The 17,423-nt window shown below is 69.0% G+C and carries 13 protein-coding genes; 4 read left to right on the plus strand and 9 right to left on the minus strand.

What is annotated here, in order from left to right; translation table 11 throughout:
* Window positions 1-5: 5 nt before the first annotated feature.
* Window positions 6-296 (plus strand): WXG100 family type VII secretion target, encoded by a 291-nt coding sequence (locus ACQ7HM_RS14315; protein ID WP_434216898.1) that lies wholly within the window; start codon window positions 6-8, stop codon window positions 294-296.
* Window positions 297-373: 77 nt separating this feature from the next.
* Here the strand turns inward: ACQ7HM_RS14315 and eccE are convergent, their stop codons facing one another.
* Window positions 374-2,347 carry a type VII secretion protein EccE gene (gene eccE, locus ACQ7HM_RS14320; RefSeq protein ID WP_434216899.1) on the minus strand — a complete coding sequence of 658 codons (1,974 nt, stop codon included), beginning with the start codon at window positions 2,345-2,347 and terminating at the stop codon, window positions 374-376.
* Between the two features lie 116 nt (window positions 2,348-2,463).
* On the opposite strand from eccE, the gene eccB reads away from it, so the two are divergent.
* Window positions 2,464-3,903, plus strand: coding sequence for a type VII secretion protein EccB (gene eccB, locus ACQ7HM_RS14325; RefSeq protein WP_434216900.1), 1,440 nt, complete (start codon window positions 2,464-2,466; stop codon window positions 3,901-3,903).
* Window positions 3,904-4,329, plus strand: coding sequence for a DUF732 domain-containing protein (locus ACQ7HM_RS14330; RefSeq protein ID WP_434216901.1), 426 nt, complete (start codon window positions 3,904-3,906; stop codon window positions 4,327-4,329).
* A gap of 15 nt (window positions 4,330-4,344) precedes the next feature.
* On the opposite strand, the gene ACQ7HM_RS14335 is transcribed toward ACQ7HM_RS14330, so the two are convergent.
* From ACQ7HM_RS14335 to eccD, 6 genes are all read right to left on the minus strand, one after another.
* On the minus strand, window positions 4,345-4,788 hold the full coding sequence (locus tag ACQ7HM_RS14335; protein WP_434216902.1) for a hypothetical protein: 444 nt from the start codon (window positions 4,786-4,788) through the stop codon (window positions 4,345-4,347).
* A gap of 422 nt (window positions 4,789-5,210) precedes the next feature.
* A complete protein-coding gene (locus tag ACQ7HM_RS14340) occupies window positions 5,211-6,206 on the minus strand; it encodes a hypothetical protein (RefSeq protein WP_434216903.1) in 996 nt (331 codons plus the stop codon).
* Entirely contained in the window at window positions 6,203-6,934 is a 732-nt protein-coding gene (locus ACQ7HM_RS14345) for a hypothetical protein (protein WP_434216904.1), read from the minus strand. Before ACQ7HM_RS14345 ends, ACQ7HM_RS14340 begins: the two co-directional genes overlap by 4 nt.
* A 51-nt stretch (window positions 6,935-6,985) precedes the next feature.
* A complete protein-coding gene (locus ACQ7HM_RS14350; RefSeq protein ID WP_434216905.1) occupies window positions 6,986-7,699 on the minus strand; it encodes a hypothetical protein in 714 nt (237 codons plus the stop codon).
* Window positions 7,700-7,716: 17 nt separating this feature from the next.
* A complete protein-coding gene (gene mycP, locus ACQ7HM_RS14355; RefSeq protein WP_434216906.1) occupies window positions 7,717-9,180 on the minus strand; it encodes a type VII secretion-associated serine protease mycosin in 1,464 nt (487 codons plus the stop codon).
* Window positions 9,177-10,745, minus strand: coding sequence for a type VII secretion integral membrane protein EccD (eccD, locus tag ACQ7HM_RS14360; protein ID WP_434216907.1), 1,569 nt, complete (start codon window positions 10,743-10,745; stop codon window positions 9,177-9,179). Before eccD ends, mycP begins: the two co-directional genes overlap by 4 nt.
* 78 nt (window positions 10,746-10,823) lie before the next feature.
* Between eccD and eccCa the strand changes: the two genes are divergently transcribed.
* The gene (eccCa, locus tag ACQ7HM_RS14365; protein ID WP_434216908.1) at window positions 10,824-14,834 is read left to right on the plus strand and encodes a type VII secretion protein EccCa; all 4,011 of its coding nucleotides are present in this window, start codon (window positions 10,824-10,826) and stop codon (window positions 14,832-14,834) included.
* 16 nt (window positions 14,835-14,850) lie between these two features.
* Here the strand turns inward: eccCa and ACQ7HM_RS14370 are convergent, their stop codons facing one another.
* The gene (locus ACQ7HM_RS14370) at window positions 14,851-15,603 is read right to left on the minus strand and encodes an SDR family oxidoreductase (RefSeq protein WP_434216909.1); all 753 of its coding nucleotides are present in this window, start codon (window positions 15,601-15,603) and stop codon (window positions 14,851-14,853) included.
* Window positions 15,604-15,617: 14 nt separating this feature from the next.
* Window positions 15,618-17,417 (minus strand): type VII secretion AAA-ATPase EccA, encoded by a 1,800-nt coding sequence (eccA, locus tag ACQ7HM_RS14375; RefSeq protein ID WP_434216910.1) that lies wholly within the window; start codon window positions 17,415-17,417, stop codon window positions 15,618-15,620.
* Window positions 17,418-17,423: the final 6 nt, after the last annotated feature.

Genomic DNA, 17,423 nt, shown 5'->3' on the forward strand with positions numbered 1-17,423 from the left:
ACATCATGGGACAGATCCATTACGACTACGCCGGCATCGAAGGTCTGCTGTCGCAGGCCAAGTCGGAGCAGGCCCAGCTCGTCCAGATGACCGAGGAGATGAACGGCATCCGCAACCAGACCGCGTCGCTGTGGGAGGACCCCGCGTCGGCCGAGGCCTTCCAGGCCGTCTACCAGAAGTGGATCCAGGGCTCGCACGAGGTGCAGCAGGTCCTCGCATCGATCGTGACCGCGGCGGGCTCGGGCAACTCGGACATGCAGTCCACCAACAGCTCGATCGCCAGCGGCTGGGGCTGATCGACACCGCACCACGAACCATCAACGGGCGGCGCTCCTCTCACGAGGTGCGTCGCCCGTTGCGTGGGTAGGGGACCTCAGGCGTCGTCGGGCTGATTCGAGTGACGGCCGGGCGGAGGGCTGTGTCGCCCGATCCGCGGGTGCTGATCGGTTGGCGGCCCGTCGTCGCGCAGATCGGGGCGCGGAGGCCCGGGCATGTCCCGTGTCGGCGGCATCGGTGGCTGCCGCCGGTCGAACCCGGGGCCCGGCGCGTACGGGTTCTGCGGCCCGGGGCCGGGTTCGCCCTGACCGGGACCGGGACCGGGGCCGGAGGTGAAGGGGGCGGGGCGTCGAGGCCCGTTGTCGCCCTGCGGACGCTGCGGCGCCGCGGACACCGGTACCGGTGGCCGGGGTGCGCGCGATCCCTCGATGAGGTTGTTCTCCGCCGGCACCGACACCAGCGTCAGCGCCATCGCGCCCGACGACGTGACGAGATGGATGCGGCTCGTCGACGAGGCGTCCTGGTAGATGGCGACGTCGGCGGTCTCCCCCAACGGCGCCACCTCACCGGTCTCGCGATGTACCCGGATGTGGGTCGTGATGGTCTGATCCTCGGTGGCCTGCCTGCTGTCGAGCAGACAGACGGTGTAGGTGTTCGTCGGATACCGCTGGTCGGTCGCGTTCGCCGAGATGTACAGGCTGCGCGCGTCGTTCACGCCTTCCGACAGAGCGCGCCACGTCTCGGGTCGGTCGGTGCGCACGAGGATCCGCGCACCGAGCGCGATCGCGCGCGCCGCGATCTGGAGCATCAGATATGGGTCGCCGTAGAGGTCGACGCGCCGCACGTCGGGTCCGAAGAGGGGGACGGCCACCGCCGACCCCGACTGATCGGCGCCGATGAGCTGTCCGCAACCCCCGTCGGGGACCACCGTGGCGTCGAGCGCGGCGAGGTCGCCCACGTCGACGGGCATCCGTCGCACCCCGGGCCGTTGCGCCGGTACCGTCCAGGCGATCGCCGGCTCCTGTTGTCCCGCGAGCGATTCGAGGCCGTCGGGTACGTCGAGCTGCAGGTCGCCGACCGAGCCGTACCGGACGACGGTGGCCAGCGCGAACTCGTCGGGACCGTCGTGGGTGATCGTCGTCGACGTCGTCGTCGACAGCGCGGTGGTCGACCAGATGTCGGTGAGGACCGCCGCGTCGAGCGATCCGGGCACCGCCCAGGCGCTCGTCCGGTACGACCCGTAACGCACCTCTTTCCAGTCCTCCTCCGCGGAATCGACCGGTGCGCCGTCCAGCAGACGACCGGTCATCGCCGCGATCTCGCCGGCGGTCAGGATGCGGGTGCGGTACCCCTCGCGGGCCAGATGGTTGCCGACCCGACGCGTGGCGGTGATGGCGGTGCGGATGACGCCTGTCGACCCGCCGCCGCGCGAGGCGATCGCATCGGGACACTGCAACGGGTTGAGCCGCAGCACGATCCACACGTCCTGCTCGGGGACGGCGGGGAGGCTGCCGGTGAGGCTCTGATACGGGCCGGCGACGTGCGAGGCACCACGGGTGCGCCACCCGTGGGCCACGACGTCGATCGACTCGAGCTCGATGTCGAACTGTCGCAGTGCGCGCGCGACGACGCCCAGTTTGAGGCCGGAGCCGCTGACGACGGTCTGGGTGGGGCTCAGGATGCTGGGTCCGACGGGTCGGGAGAGTCGGATGACGGAGATGAGCCGCCCGTCGACCCACCGCAACCCCATCAGGGTGCGATCGGCCGTCGGCACGTCGAACGGCATCGGCGGGTCGTCGGTGTCGCCGACACGGCGACGGAGGAACCGGATGCGGCGGCGCAGCCGACCCCACACCGAGATGAGCCTGCGCGTCGAGATCGCCAACGCGGCACCGATCACCCCGACCGCGAGAGCAGCGGCCGCGGAGGGTATCTGGGCGACACCGATGGCGCGGAGCAGCGCGTAGAGAGCTATCGCGACGATCTCGGCGACGACGATCGATGACAGGGGTAATGCGGAGGTGAGCCCCCCGCTCCGTGGCCGGGTACCCGGCCCAGCCGATTCCACCACGTCGAGTACCTTAACAGCAGTAATTTCTCGACTTGATGACTGTACGAATGCCGGTATCGGCGCACGCCACGGCCTGCGACGAGCATCGACACCGATTGCGGGGGTGGCAGCCGATCATGGCCCAGAGGACCACGAAGTCCCAGGTCAGTGGTTACCGATTCCTGTTGCGTCGCCTGGAGCACGCGCTCGTGCGGCGCGACGTGCGGATGATCCACGACCCGATGAGCGGACACGTCAAGGCGTTGATCGTCGGCCTCGTGCTGACGCTGGTGGTACTCGGTGGCGCGGTGGCGCTGTCGTTCTTCAAACCACAGGGGTCCGTGGGCGACTCGAAGGTGCTCATCAGCAAGCAGTCTGGCCAGCTCTACGTCCTCCTCGGCGACCAACTGCACCCCGCGCTGAACCTGGCGTCGGCGCGTCTGGCCGTCGGTGTCGACGAGAACCCCAACTCGGTGAGCGACAAGATCCTGTCGAAGTACACCCGCGGGCCCCAGTTGGGGATCGCCGGTGCGCCGAGCAGCCTGTCGGCCAAGGGCGCGCCCGGACGGTCGATCTGGACGGTGTGCGACCGCCTCGACGAGCCGAAGAACCCTGACGGCCAGCCGACCGTCGGTGTCGTGGCCGGACCGCCGGTCACCGCGCCGACGACCCGGGGGATCGGACCCGACGACGCGATGTTGGTCCGCAACGGGGACGACGCCTACCTGATCTACCGCAACACCCGTGCCGCCATCGACCCCGCCGACAGCGCCGTGCGCCAGACGCTCGGCCTGCAGGACGCCTCGGCCCGGTCGGTGAGCAACGCGGTGCTCGACGCGATCCCGCCGTCGCGGCCGATCGTCGCGCCGACCATCGCCGACGCCGGACGGCCCAGCACGTTCACCCTCAACGGGGCGCGCATCGGTTCCATCGTCACCGCGACGAGCCTCGACAACTCCGGCGGAACCACCTCGAAGCTCTACGTCGTGCTCAAAGACGGTGTGCAACAGATCTCGCCGTTGGTGGGCGATCTGATCCGTGCGAAGCAGGCGATCAGCGACCGGCCCATCGAGGTGCCGCTCAACGCGCTGACGACGGTTCCGACGGTCGACGAGCTCGCCGTGTCCGGGTACCCCGACACCGCCCCGCGCCTCGTCGACGGCACCACCGACAAGGCCCTGTGCCTGGGATGGACGAAGAACGGCGACGACGCCGCCTCGGTCGGACTGTCCCTCGAACCGGACTTCCCCGTCGGCGACCCCACCTCGATGGTCCCGACGGTCGGTGCGACCGGTGACGGGCTCAGCGCCGACGTCGCCTACATCCCGCCGGGCAGTGGCTATTTCGTGCGCACCACCGGAATCGACGCGAACAGCACCCGTTCGGCCTCGGATTTCCTCGTCACCGACACCGGCGTGCGCTACGGGGTGCCCGCGTCGTCGGCGTCACCCCTCGGGATGCCCGATCCACTCGCCGCGCCCTACGCGATTGTGGCGCTGCTGCCGCCGGGGCCGACACTGGCCCAGAACGCGGCACTCACCGCGCGCGACGACCTGGCTCCCACGGGCGGCAGTTAGATGACCCGCGTTCGTGTCGCGGCGACGACGGGTCTGCTCGCCCTCGCGGTGGCGGTCGCCGGCTGCGGTACCGCCGCCGAGCCCGACGCCACGCCGCAGTCGTCGACGTCGTCGGTGGCGACATCGACATCGCGGACGCCGAGCCCCGCCGAGCAGTCCGCGTCCGCCGAACTCGAGAAGGCCATCGGTGCGACCCGCGATCAGGCGTTCCTGGGGATCCTGCAGATCTCGTCGCTGCAGTACGGGGACCTGAAGTTCGCCGACGACGCGACGCTCGTCGCCACCGCACAGAAGATCTGCACCGATCTGGCGTCCGGTACGCCGCGCGCGTCGGTCGTCGCCGACGTGTCGCAGAACTACGGCGGCGACACCCGTCGCGGCGACTACTTCGTCACCCAGGCGACATCGACGTTCTGCGCGAGGTGACCATCCCTCGACAGCTCAGCGTGAGCGGGTCGTCTGAGTTGTCGGCGGCGTATCTGTGGTGTCGAGGTTGAGGCCGCCGAGGACGGTGGGCGCAACGTCGTCCTGCTCGCCCACGATCTCCTCGCCGTTCTCGGTCGACCGGAGGTAGCGCGCCGACTTGTGTGTTTTCCCGTCCTCGCCGCCCCCGCCCGGGCGTGCACCACCCATCGGCGTTGCGCCCGTTGCTGCGGGGTTGGCCCGCGAATTCGACAACGCGCCCTGCTCGGCTGCCATGGCGCGCTCGGCTGCGGTCATCGCTGATGCCCCGCGAGCCGACAACGCCTGCTTCTCCGCTGCTGCGAGTCCGGCACCCCCCGCTGAGCCGCCACCTCCGGCGCCACCGCCGCCGGCCGCTTTGGCCGCCGCCTGAGCCGCGGCGCGCTTGGCCTGTTCCGCGGCCGCCTTCTCGGCCGAACTCATCGATCCGAGTCCCGCTGAGTTTGTACCAAGTCCGCCACGGGTCAGACCTTGTCCGGTCTGCCCTGCCTTCGACGCGGCTGATTGCGCGGCAGCGGCGGGATTGCCCGATCCAGATTGCGACGGCCCGCCCGCAGGTGGTGTGTTCGCCGGATTGTTCGCGGTCTTCGCGGCTGATGCTGCGTCCGTCGTTGCGCGGCGTTGCAGGGCGGCCGCGGCATCGGAACCACCGCCCCCACCACCGCCGCCGCTGCTGGAACCACCGCCGCCGCCACCGCTCGCACCCCCGCCGCCCGAGAACGGCGCCGCAGCAAACGTGGGTCCGCTTCCACCATTGTTGGGGCCAATTCCGGGGAGGAAGAGGGGAGTGGTCCCTACAGGGCTGCTCGGGTCGGAGATGTTCGACAGGCCACTGCTGACGGCGGTCACAGCGGGGTTGTAGGTGCCGTCGATGGCCATCCGGGCGGCCTGGTCGTAACTTTGCTGTACCTGGAGCTTCGTCTCCGGGGGTGCCGCGCCCATGCTGTCGCGCGGCCCCCTTCCAACTGCTGGATCGCCGACTTCGAGTTGCCGAGACCGGTCGCCCAGACGTTGATCGCACCCGAATTGGCGTGCGATTGGTCGGCGATACCCTGCACGTTGGTGGTGAACTCGGTGAGCTTTCCTCGCATCGTGTCCGCGAGATAGCCGTTCCAGGTGGGGCCCCCGAGAAGCTTCTGGAAAACGCCGTTGAAACCCGCAATCGCGGTGTTCAACGAGTCGGCGACCTGTTGCCACTGCTCGGCGAGTCTCACCAGCGCCGCCGCGTCCGACGGATTCAGGGCAGAGAGGATGGCGTCGAGTGTCAGCGCCCCCGAGGCCTCCGGCGCTGCGTTCGTTTGGAACTTGCCCGCTGCGTCCGCTCCTGGGGATTTCGGGGCCTCGGGAGGCGCGGCCAGCAGACCGGGCAGTCCGCCGCTCACACCTAGGGGGCTTTGCTGCTGGTGGACTGTGCCGTTCACCAATCCGTTGATGAGCGGACCGATTCCTGGCACGGACGTTGTTCCGCTGGAGGACGACGGCGCGCCACCGGTCATGATCCCCGACAGGTCGGGCGGCGGGCTTCCTGACGGCTTCGGATTACGAATCGCTGCGGCGGATTCCTCCTCTTGACCGTCGATGATATTCCCTGCAGCTTTCACCGATTGATCGATCTCTTGGAGTACTGAGTAAAGACGTTGCATAGCCTCCACGGCAATCTTCCCTAGCGCGACTAGGGCAGCCTGGATTGCTGAACCGGAGGGAAAATTCCCACAGCCCATTACCTGTTCCAGGCCCGAAGAAATCAAACGGAGCTGGTCGACTGCCTCCTGAAGGGCGCCTGCTGCGGACTGTAACTGCTCTGCGGCTTCAGTACTGAAGGTGACTTGACCGTCGGTCATGGCGTCCCTCGCATTTGGCTCGGATTCTGCGGCATGTACGGTGCGATTGCCTTGGCTGCTTCGATCGCCCTGGCGCAGGTATCTGCAGAAAATCCCGGATTTATGTTGAAATTAATAGTGGCAGAGCCATAGAACGTCCCCCATGCGACCCGGCAGGTTTCAAATCCGTCGCCGTCGTTCAGGTCTGATCCAGAGTTCTGAAATACTGTTGCGACTACGCGAGCCGATAGGGGAACATCTCTTTCTATAAGTTTAGTGCTCGCCTGTTCGATAAGCTCTCGAATGTTGTTCACATAGATATTTGCAGAGATCGCGTACGAAAGGGCGCCAGGCGGTGGCTGAAGCAGGCATGATTGTGTGACGAGCCGTGTACCGGTAAATCCTTTTTTCTTGCGCGTCGCTCCCAATCGCTGAACTACGGAATCGGGAATCAGCTGGCAAATGTCAGGAAGGTGATCGATATACGGGCTCTTATTGATCGGTACCGTGGTGACCACCCCGGTCATGTCCTTGGTCGAGTTCAGGTCGAAAACGCTGTCTTTCGCGACTCCGGCCGGCACCGACTCCGACGGAGCGCCCGCCGACGAACCGGTACTCGATGATTGCGCGACGGGCGTGTCACCTGTGCTCCCCGAGCTGCACGCGCTGATCGCCAGAACCGACACCAGGCCCAGCACCGACGCGCATGTCGTCGAACGGATGGTTCCCTTGCCGCCCTTGTTCATCACGTCCCGTTCCTCAGATCGCTGTCTGCTTGTGTCGCTTGCGGAGAAGATTGATCACGCGGTTGAGCATTTTTGCCGGGTAACGGAATCGACGGGCATTGCAGCTCCAGGATCGTCGATTATCAACAGGTAGCGACCGTCCTCCGCGATGTCGCGATACCGCGCTTCCATCGACGTCGGACGGCGACCGTCGGTGACAGATCCGATCTGGACGCGGAAGGTGCCGCATGTCGCCGGCGCGACTGTTGTTGAGAACGCCGCCGAAGCCATGTTCGGTCGCTCTCGTGTCACCACGGCAACAGTGGATTCAGCCAGGAGGGGCAGCCGCTCGAACGCCACCGCGGTATCGCTTCGCAGGCGGCCGGCCCCGCTTGATCGCGGCAACATGTCGACGACGGTCTCGGGCATGGAACTGGCGAGGGTGCGCGACACGGTGATGTCGGCGCCGTTACTGATGTGCGCGCCCATCTTTTGTCGTGCGACATACGCGTACTCCGCGCCTGCACGCCAGGCCGCGGTGATGTGGAGATGGTGGATCGGGTCGGCGAAGTCGCGGGATGCGTCGATCCCGCTTACTCCTATCGACACGCTCGGTCGTGTGAACGCTGTCATCGCTGCGAGGCTGCTGCCGGCGAGTGGTGTCTGCTCCGTATCGACGCGCCTTTTGGCGACGTCGTCACCAGGGTCGCCGACGGGGAGGAGCTCGGGCGGGAAGTCCGACCCATCCTGTTGCTCCCAGAGGAGCCGGAAGTCGGTTGTGCTCAGCACCCAGTCGCTGTTCGAAATCAGTAGTCGGTGCCTTCGCGGAGTCGACGGCGATCGCCGTTGCGGCGCAGGAGAGCCCACGAGGCGACGGCGAGCGCGATCGCCAGCAGTGACACACCGATGGCGATGTTACGGGGCGTGTGGTCGGGTGCGGGCGCGGCGGCCGGAGGGGTGATCTTCTCCGCGGCGTAGATGTTGCGGGTGTCGCCGGTACGCGGGTCGGCGACGTCGGTACCGGTGACGGTGGAGTCTGGTGTGGTCGTCGTCAACGCGGTCACGGGATCGATGAGGCCGTACCCGACGGCGTTGTCGCGACCGTCCGACGGGTGGTGTGCGGTGCGGGTGATCCGGTCGATCACCTGTCCGGCGGTCAACTGTGGGAAGCGCGCCTTGATGAGCGCGGCGAGACCCGCCACATACGGGGCGGCGTAACTGGTCCCGGTGATCGGCTGCGACCTGTCCTGCAGCTGCACGGCGTCGATGAGCGGTGGGTTGGCGGTGAGGTTCAGCGACACCTGGTCGGTGCCCGGTGCCGCGACGGTCACCCAGGGGCCGGCGAGGGAGAAATCCGACGGACGGCCGTCGGGGTCGACCGACGCCACCGACACCACGTACGGCGAGAAGTACGCCGGCGACGACTGCGTCAAGACCGACGCCCACGGGTTGGCCAGCCGCGCCCCGTTGGCGCCGGGGTTCTGGGTCTTGCAGTTCTGATCCTGGCTCGAGACGTTGCCGGCGGCGGCGACCACCACGACGTTGCGGCTGAACGCGTATCTGACCGCGGCACCGAGGGATTGGTCGCGCATCGGCACGTTCACCGGGAAGCACGCCGTCTCGGAGATGTTGATGACGTCGGCACCGAGGTTCACCGCGCGGACCACGGCGCGGGCCAGGGTGGTGACGTTGCCGTAACCGTTGGCGTTGATCGGGGTGTCGTCGCCGGCCTGGCGGGCGTCGGCGGGGGCGTAGGACTCCGATGTCTGCCGGATCGCGATGACCTGGGCGTCGGGTGCGACACCGGCGAAACCGTCACCCGACGACTGCTTGCCCGCCGCGATACCGGCCACGATGGTGCCGTGTCCGTCGCAGTCGCGGGTGCCGTCGCCGCCGGAGACGTAGTCGCCACCCGGGATCACCGACAGCCGCGGATGGCGGAACACGCCGGTGTCGATGACCGCGATCTTCTGTCCGGCGCCGCGGGAGAACTCCCACGCCTTGGCGACGTCGAGGGCGACGAGACCGGCCGGCGGGGAGACGAAGTCGCCGCGTGTGGCGATCTCGGTCGCACACACCTGGGTCTGCTTGGTCGGCACGAGCGGCGCGACGGGGCCCTCGCGCGGGATCGGGCCGGTGATGACCGGAGGGAGTTCTCGCGCCATGCCGGGCAGCGCCTGCGCCGGCGCGACGGTGATCAACGGTCCGCCGACACCGATGGCGGCCACCAGCGCGAGGCGCGCGAGACGCCCCGCGGGACCGCTCGTCACAAGCCTCGGGCCAGCGAGTACACGCCGATCACCCACGCCGCCAACGGAACCGTGACCGCGATGATGAGGTACTCGACGAATTCACCGATCCGGCGCAGCACGGGGGAGAACTCCATCGACGGGGTCACCACCCCGAAGGCGAACGCCACCAGTGCCAGCAGCATGCCCAGGCCGATGGCCCAGAGCGTCCACTCGCCGCCCGCGACGGTCTGCACGCCGAGGACCGCGAGGACCCCGATCGCACCGAGGGAGATCATCCCGGTGGCCTGCACGAGGTCGGAGTGCGAGCGTCCGCGCAGGATCAGGGCCATCGACACCAGCAGTCCGAGGACCATGCTCTGCCAGTAGAAGTCGGGATGGGGGACCGCACCGAGGACGGCGGAACCGACGACGACCGCGGCGGCGCCGAGCATCATCCCGGACATGTGCGCGTTCGCGGCCTTGGCGCGGACCTCGAGGGCGGTGGCCTCGGGAAGGGCGACCGCGCCGATCGCCGCGACACCGGCGTTGACATTGGCGGTGGCCGGGGAGTCGATGGCGTCGAGTGACGCCCCCGCCGCGGGCACCGACGGGATCGGCAGGCGCACCAGGAGGATCGTCAGGCGCGGGGCGAGGAGCGCGACCATCAGCGCGACCACGGTGACGATCGCGGCGGTCTCACGGGCACTCTCGCCCGACACCACGGCGATCAGTGCGCCGATCATGACCAGCAGCGAGCTGGTGGCCAGCGCCAGGTGCGTGAAGGGTTCGCCGGTGGTGGTGCGCATCGCCACGATCGCGACGAGCGTCGAGACACCCGCTCCCAGCAGGATGTTGGCGGCGTTGTCGTCTCCGGGCAGCACCGCGAAGCACCCGACGAAGACCGCGAGGCAGGACCCGGTGGTCAGCGCGGCGCCCACGAGTCGGTCGGGTTCGGCGGAGTTGCCGGCGATCAGTCCGGCGACCGCGAACAGGGCGAACGCGACGAAGCCGATCGCGGCGACGTCGTAGCGGTGCTCGCTCCAGGTGGCGGCGATCGCGAGGCCACTCGCCGCGGTCGCGGCGACGAGGAACGCGACGACACCGAGCCATCGTGCGGCGGCGGGTGTCCAGGAACGGAACTCACGTCGGGTGATGCCGGCGACGGCGTCGATGACGTCGTCATAGACCGTGGCGAGTTCCGTCGTCGAATCCGACCGCAGCACGAGCAGATCGCCGTCGAGCACTCCCGACTCGGCCAGCGACAGACCGTCGTCGAGCGGATCGTGGCCGACCTTGCCCAGCGTCCAGCGGACGGTGAGGTCGTCGGGGACGCGTTCTGGTTCACCGAACTGGTTGCGCAGCAACAGTCCGGCGAGCTCGGGGAGGAGGGAGGCGACCGGGACGTCGGCGGGCAGCGCGACATCGACCTGGGTGCGGCCGGACAACACCGACACCCGACACAGTTCGGGTTCGACGGCGCGGGCGATACCCGCGGCGGCCGACGGTGAGAGTGGACCAGATGTGCGCGGCCCGGCCAGGACACCACCGGAGCCGGCCGGGATGATGCCGCCCGTCGGAGCGGATCCCGGCGTCGATGTGGTCATGGAAGACCGCCCCTCCCTGTCATCTGTGCGAAACGTACGATAGCCGACGTCACGATTTCGTACACAGGGAGGGCGTCGATGACGACCGAGGGTTTTGTCCGTCGACCACGTCCGCCCCGCCCCCGTCTGCCCGGCGGTGAGCTGGCCGTTCAGCCGCCACCGGAGATCCCCCGCAACATCCCGGCGAGCATCGTCACGCGACTGCTGCCGTTGGTGATGGTCGTCGCGATGGTCGGCATGATGGCGCTGTTCTTCACCGCCGGGTCCTCGGCTCTGCGCAACCCGGTGACCCTGCTGTTCCCGATGATGATGCTGATGTCGATGGTCGGGATGTTCGCGACGGGCGGCAGCCGCGGCGGAGGCCAGCGATCGGCCGAGCTGAACGAGGAACGCAAGGACTACCTCCGGTATCTCGGGCGCACCCGCGACGACGTCGAGGAGACCTCGCGCAACCAACTGAAGGCCCTGCTCTGGTCGCATCCCGAACCCGGGTCGATCCTCCCGGCGATCGGGTCGCGGCGGATGTGGGAACGCCGCACCGACGACAACGACTTCTGTCACGTCCGCCTCGGGATCGGCGCCCAGCGCCTGGCCACGCGTCTCGCGCCGCCGGAGACCGGCCCCCTCGAGGACCTCGAGCCGGTGTCGATGATGGCTCTGCGACGGTTCGTCCGCATGCACTCGGTGGTGCGCGGGTTGCCCACCGCGATCTCGCTGCGCGCGTTCCCGGCCATCAACCTCGAGGGCGAGACCGCGAAGGTCAACGACCTCGTGCGGTCGATCCTGCTGCAGCTGACCACCTTCCACGGTCCCGACCTGGTGCGCGTGGCGGTCATCTGCGCCGACCCCGACAGCAGCGAGTGGTCGTGGGCGAAGTGGCTGCCCCACGTCGGACACCCCGAACGCCGCGACGGTGTCGGCAAGGTCCGCATGCTCTACCAGTCGCTGCGCGAGTTCGAGTCCGACCACGACCTCGATCTGCAGGAGCGTCCGCGGTTCTCCCGCAACGCGACGCCGGTAGACGGGCGCGCCCAGTGGCTGATCGTGATCGCCGACGGCTACGTCGCCGGCGACGAACGCGTGATCAACGACGGCGGTCTCGACTCGGTGACCGTGCTCGACCTGACCGCACCGAAGTTCGGGCTCGCCGCCCGCAAGGGCACCCAACTCGTCATCGACGGCCCCTCGGTCGGCGCGAAGTCGGCGTTCGGGGTGGAGAACTTCGCCGTGCACGACCGGGTGTCGGTGCCGATGGCCGAGGCCGTGGCGCGGCGCATGGCCCGCTACTCGCTCGCCACCGCGGCGCAGCTGGTGAACCTCGAACCCGACAGCGGGCCCCGCGACCCGGGTCTGATGCGTCTGCTGCACATCGGCGACGCCGCGACCATCGAACCCGACACCGTCTGGCGGACACGCAGTTCCCGTGAGCGCCTGCGGGTGCCCGTCGGTGTCACGCAGGACGGCCAGCCCCTCGAGATCGACATCAAGGAGGCCGCCGAGAACGGCATGGGCCCGCACGGGTTGTGCATCGGCGCGACCGGATCGGGTAAGTCGGAGTTCCTGCGCACCCTGGTGCTGTCGATGGTGACCACGCACTCGCCCGACGCGCTGAACCTCGTCCTCGTCGACTTCAAGGGCGGCGCCACCTTCCTCGGCCTCGACGACTTGCCCCACGTCGCGGCGGTCATCACCAACCTCGAGGACGAGCTCGCGATGGTCGACCGCATGCGCGACGCCCTCGCGGGAGAGATGAACCGACGGCAGGAGGTGCTGCGGGCGTCGGGCAACTTCGCCAACGTCGCCGAGTACGAGAAGGCCCGTCTCAACGGGGCGCCGCTCCCGCCCCTGCCCGCGCTGTTCATCGTCGTCGACGAGTTCTCCGAACTCCTGGCGCAGAAACCGGATTTCGCCGAACTGTTCGTCATGATCGGCCGCCTGGGTCGATCGTTGCAGATGCACCTCCTGCTGGCCTCACAGCGCCTCGAGGAGGGCAAGCTCCGCGGCCTCGACTCGCATCTGTCCTACCGGATCGGTCTGAAGACGTTCTCGGCCAGCGAGTCCCGCACCGTTCTCGGTGTCCCCGACGCCTACCACCTGCCCGCCATCCCCGGCTCGGCGTACCTCAAGTGCGACTCGTCGGATCCGGTGCGGTTCAACGCCTCGTACGTGTCGGGGCCGTATGTCGCAACCCGCGCCGCACGCACCCGCCGCGGTACGTCCGGTCGTGGACCGGTCGTTCCCGTGCGCGCCTTCTCGGCCACGTCGGTCGCCGAGATCGCGCCCCCGCCGGTGGTCGAGGAGATCGCCGCGCCGGTGGAGGAGTCGGGCCCGATCCTGCGCGACGGTCGCACCGTCACCGAACTCGACATGGTGGTGTCGCGGCTCGAGGGTCACGGCCGCGCCGCCCACGAGGTGTGGCTGCCCCCGTTGGAGGACTCGACCCCGGTCGATCAGCTCGTCCCCGTGCGGGATTGGCGCGCGGCCGCCTCGAAGGAACACTCCGCACTGCGGCTGCCCATCGGTGTCGTCGACCGCCCCTACGACCAGCGCCGCGATGTCCTGTTCGTGGACCTCGCCGGCGCGCAGGGGCACGTCGCGGTCATCGGCGGTCCGCAGGCGGGCAAGTCGACGGCGTTGCGCACACTCATCCTGTCCGCGGCGGTGACCCACAGTCCGCTGCAGGTGCAGTTCTACTGCCTCGACTTCGGTGGCGGCACCCTCGCCGCGCTCGCCGGGCTGCCCCACGTCGGGTCGGTGGCGACGCGACTCGAGGAGGACCGCGTGCGACGTACCGTCGCCGAGGTCATGACCATCCTGCGTCGGCGCGAGAGTCGCTTCCGCGAGCTCGGCATCGACTCCATGCAGGAGTTCCGGCGTCGGCGCGCGGCGGGCGATCCCGGCCTCGACGGCGACCAGTTCGGCGACGTGTTCCTCGTGGTCGACGGATGGTCGACCATCCGAGGCGAGTTCGAGTCGATCGAGGACCAGTTCAACGCGATCGCCACCCAGGGCCTCGCCTTCGGTGTCCACCTCGTGCTCGGCGCATCGCGGTGGATGGAGATCCGCCCGGTGATCAAGGACCTGATCGGCACCAGAGTCGAACTGCGACTCGGTGATCCGGCCGATTCCGAGGTCGACCGCAAGATCGCCGCGACCGTCCCCATCGGCCGGCCGGGCCGTGGACTGAGCCCCGACAAACTGCACATGCTGATCGGCATCCCCCGCCTCGACGGCTCGTCGAGCACCCAGGACCTGTCGGTCGGGGTGGCGGCGGCGGTCGAGCAGGTGGCGGCCTTCTACCCCGATCTCGGCGCCCCCGCGGTGCGGATGCTGCCCGAGGCCATCGACCGCGGCGCCCTTCTCGACACCGCGTACGCCGGCCGCGATCGGCGGCCCTCGCAGGTGCTGCTCGGTGTCGACGAGGCCGAACTCGCCCCGGTGTTCCTCGATTTCGCGGCCCAGCCGCACTTCCTGCTCTTCGCCGACACCGAGAGCGGCAAGACCAACGCGATCCGCACCATCGTGCGCGGACTCGTCGAGAACGGTCGCCCCGCCGACAACAAGATCGTCATGGTCGACTACCGGCGGTCGCAGCTCGGCGAGGTGGAAGGCAATCACCTCGCCGCCTACGCGACCTCGGCGCAGGCACTGGGACCACTGGTCGCCGAGATCGCGACGCTGATGGAATCGCGCGCACCGGGGCCCGACGTCACGCCGGCGCAGCTGCGTGACCGCTCGTGGTGGCAGGGACCCGACTTCTACATCGTGGTCGACGACTACGACATGGTCGCCGTGGCGACCGGGAACCCGTTGCTGCCCCTGCTCGATCTGCTGTCGCAGGCGCGCGACATCGGTCTGCACCTCATCGTCGCCCGCCGATCCGGCGGCGCGTCGCGGGCCATGTTCGACCCGATCCTGGCGCGCCTGCGTGACCTGTCGGCCGACGGTCTGGTGATGAGTGCGTCGAAGGACGAGGGCGTGCTGCTCGGCACCACCAAGTGCGCGCCGCGTCCACCGGGTCGGGGCATGCTCGTGTCGCGTCGTGGCGAGGGCCTCGTCCAGGTCGCCTGGACACCGCCGAAGGAGTGACGCGGCCCCTCGCGGGTCAGCGTTCCTGTTCGGTCGGCCGGATCAGGATCTCGTTGACCGCGGCGTGATCGGGTCGGGTGACCATGTAGACGATCGCGTCGGCGATGTCGTCGGCCCGCAACGGATCCCCGGTCGTGGCGTCGGGGGCACCCTTGCCGCCGCCGGTGGTCATCTCGCTGCGGACGACCCCGGGCTCGACGACCCCGACGCGGACCCGCGCGGCCACGAGTTCGCGGCGCAGCGCTTCGGAGAACGCGTTCACCGCGTGCTTGGTGGCGGAGTAGACGTTGCTCTCGGCGGTGGGGACCCGCCGACCGGCGAGCGAGCTGACGGTCACGATGTCGGCGACACCACGCACGCCTCCGACCGCGGCCTTCACGTGCGGCAGCGCCGCGTGGGTCGCGTTGAGCACGCCGCCGATGTTCACGTCGAGCATGCGGTGCCAATCGTCGAGGTCGGCGTCGCGCGCGAGGCTGTTGGCGAGGAACCCGGCGTTGGTGACGAGGATGTCGATGCGACCGAAGCGCTCGGCGATCGACGCCATCACCTCGGCGACCGCCGACGCATCGGTCACGTCGACCTCGTGGGCATGGGCGGTGCCGCCGTCGGACCCGATCGCGGTCACCACCTCGTCGAGTCGGTCGCGCCGGCGTGCGAGCACGACCACGGTCGCGCCCTCGGCGGCGAGAGCCCGGGCGGTGGCCTCGCCGATCCCGCTGGAGGCGCCGGTCACCACGGCGATCGTGTCCTGCAGTCGGGCTGGGCCCATGAGGTGACTCCTTCTCAGCGGACGCGGGCGTCGAGGTTCATCGACGCGATGATGCCGTCGACGGCGGTCTGCACGTCCTGCGGCTCGATGCGCATGAGCGCGTCGGCGTCGAGTTCGGTGATGTCGATGTCCCCGGAACTGAGGCGGAACTCGCGTTCCTCCTCGGCGCTCTCGATGACGTTGCGGACGAAACGGCCGTTGCCGGCGAGGTCGATCAGGCGGACCTGCTGGCCGCTCTGGTCGGTCACGACGGTGTCGTAGAGGGGGATGCACGCGCGGTGCAGCACCGACGCCGACGCCGCGGGCAGGACCGAATCGCGGGCGGATGCGATGACCTCGGCGATCTCGGCGAGTTCCTCGGGGCGGTAGGAGTCGAAGCGGATGCGACGGGCGAAGCGTGACGCGAGACCGTCGTTCGACGACAGCAGGCGGTCGATCTCGCCGTCGTATCCGGCGATGATGACGACGAGCCGGTCGCGGTTGTCCTCCATCCGGGCGAGCAACGTGTCGACCGCTTCCCGGCCAAACGCGTCGCCGCCGGACAGACCGGTCTGGATGAGGGTGTAGGCCTCGTCGATGAACAGCACGCCGTCGAGCGCACGGTCGATGACCGCCGAGGTCTTGGGGGCGGTGGAACCGAGGTGCTCGCCGACGAGGTCGCGTCGGCTGGCCTCGACGATGGAGTCGGTCTTCAGGAGGCCGAGCCCGCAGTAGGTCTTGGCGATGATGCGGGCGATGGTGGTCTTGCCGGTACCGGGAGGGCCGGTGAACGCCAGATGCAGGCTGCGCGACTGGCTCGCGAGTCCCTTGTCGGCGCGCACCTTGGCCAGCGCCACGGCCGACGACAGTTTCGCCACCTGGCTCTTCACCGAGGCGAGACCGACCTGTCGTTCGAGTTCGGCCTTGGCCGCCGCGAGCTGATCGGTCTGCGCCCCGGTCACCGGATCGGCGATCGACGCCGGCGTCTCCTCGGGTACCGACGCCGGGTCCCAGCGGTCGGTGCGGCGGGCGATGCGGTCGGGTTCGACGACGACGAGGCGATACCGCTGGTCGGCCAGGGCGCCGGCGTTCGCGCTGAAGCTCGGGTCGCGGGAGTAGACCTGCTCGAACAGCGCGCGGGCCTTGTCCTCCTGGCCCTCCTCGCGGAGCACGAGCCCGTGGGTGAACATCGCCGCGGTCGCCGCAGCCGGGATGGGACCGGTCTCGGCCTCGGACAGTCGTCGGTTCGCCTCGGCGAACATGCCCAGCTGTGCGCACGCCGAACCGGCCATCACGTTCGCGCCCGCCTGCATGTACTCATCGGTCCACGATCCCGAGTTGGACAGGATCGTCAGCACGTCGGGCCACCGCTGGGTGCGGAAGTGCATGATCGCCCGGACGTAGGTGGCGATGGGTGCGTCGATGCCGGCGGGGATCTCGTCGAGAACCTCCTCGGCACCGGTGTAGTCGAGTCCACCGATGAGCGACGCGGCGTAGGCGGCGACGATCTCGACGGTGTCGGTGATGGGGTAGTCGATGTAGAGGCCGGTCGCGAACCGGCCGACCAGGGTGCGCGGCGGCAGACCGAGGCGCCGCAGCTCGGCGTTGACCGCGCCGCGGGAGCGGTAGAGGCTCATGATCGCCTCGGGGGCGTCGTCGCCGCAGGCGAGGCGGCCCAGCCAGGCGTCGCACATCTCCGGTGCGTACTCGGTGGCCCTCTGGAACGCGAGCTTCGCCTGGTTCGGATCGCGGACGGCCTCCTGGCCGTCGACTTCGATGCCGAGCGACAGCACGCCGAGATCGAACAGCGCTCGTGCCTGACGGATATCGACCACGACCAC

The sequence above is a fragment of the Williamsia sp. MIQD14 genome (assembly GCF_051025635.1).
GTDB lineage: Bacteria > Actinomycetota > Actinomycetes > Mycobacteriales > Mycobacteriaceae > Williamsia_A.

Coding starts and splice junctions, on each gene's coding strand:
- ACQ7HM_RS14315 (WP_434216898.1), top strand. CDS start 6: ATGGGACAGATCCATTACGACTACGCCGGCATCGAAGGTCTGCTGTCG.
- eccB (WP_434216900.1), top strand. CDS start 2,464: ATGGCCCAGAGGACCACGAAGTCCCAGGTCAGTGGTTACCGATTCCTG.
- ACQ7HM_RS14330 (WP_434216901.1), top strand. CDS start 3,904: ATGACCCGCGTTCGTGTCGCGGCGACGACGGGTCTGCTCGCCCTCGCG.
- ACQ7HM_RS14335 (WP_434216902.1), bottom strand. CDS start 4,788: ATGAGTTCGGCCGAGAAGGCGGCCGCGGAACAGGCCAAGCGCGCCGCG.
- ACQ7HM_RS14340 (WP_434216903.1), bottom strand. CDS start 6,206: ATGACCGACGGTCAAGTCACCTTCAGTACTGAAGCCGCAGAGCAGTTA.
- eccD (WP_434216907.1), bottom strand. CDS start 10,745: ATGACCACATCGACGCCGGGATCCGCTCCGACGGGCGGCATCATCCCG.
- eccCa (WP_434216908.1), top strand. CDS start 10,824: ATGACGACCGAGGGTTTTGTCCGTCGACCACGTCCGCCCCGCCCCCGT.
- ACQ7HM_RS14370 (WP_434216909.1), bottom strand. CDS start 15,603: ATGGGCCCAGCCCGACTGCAGGACACGATCGCCGTGGTGACCGGCGCC.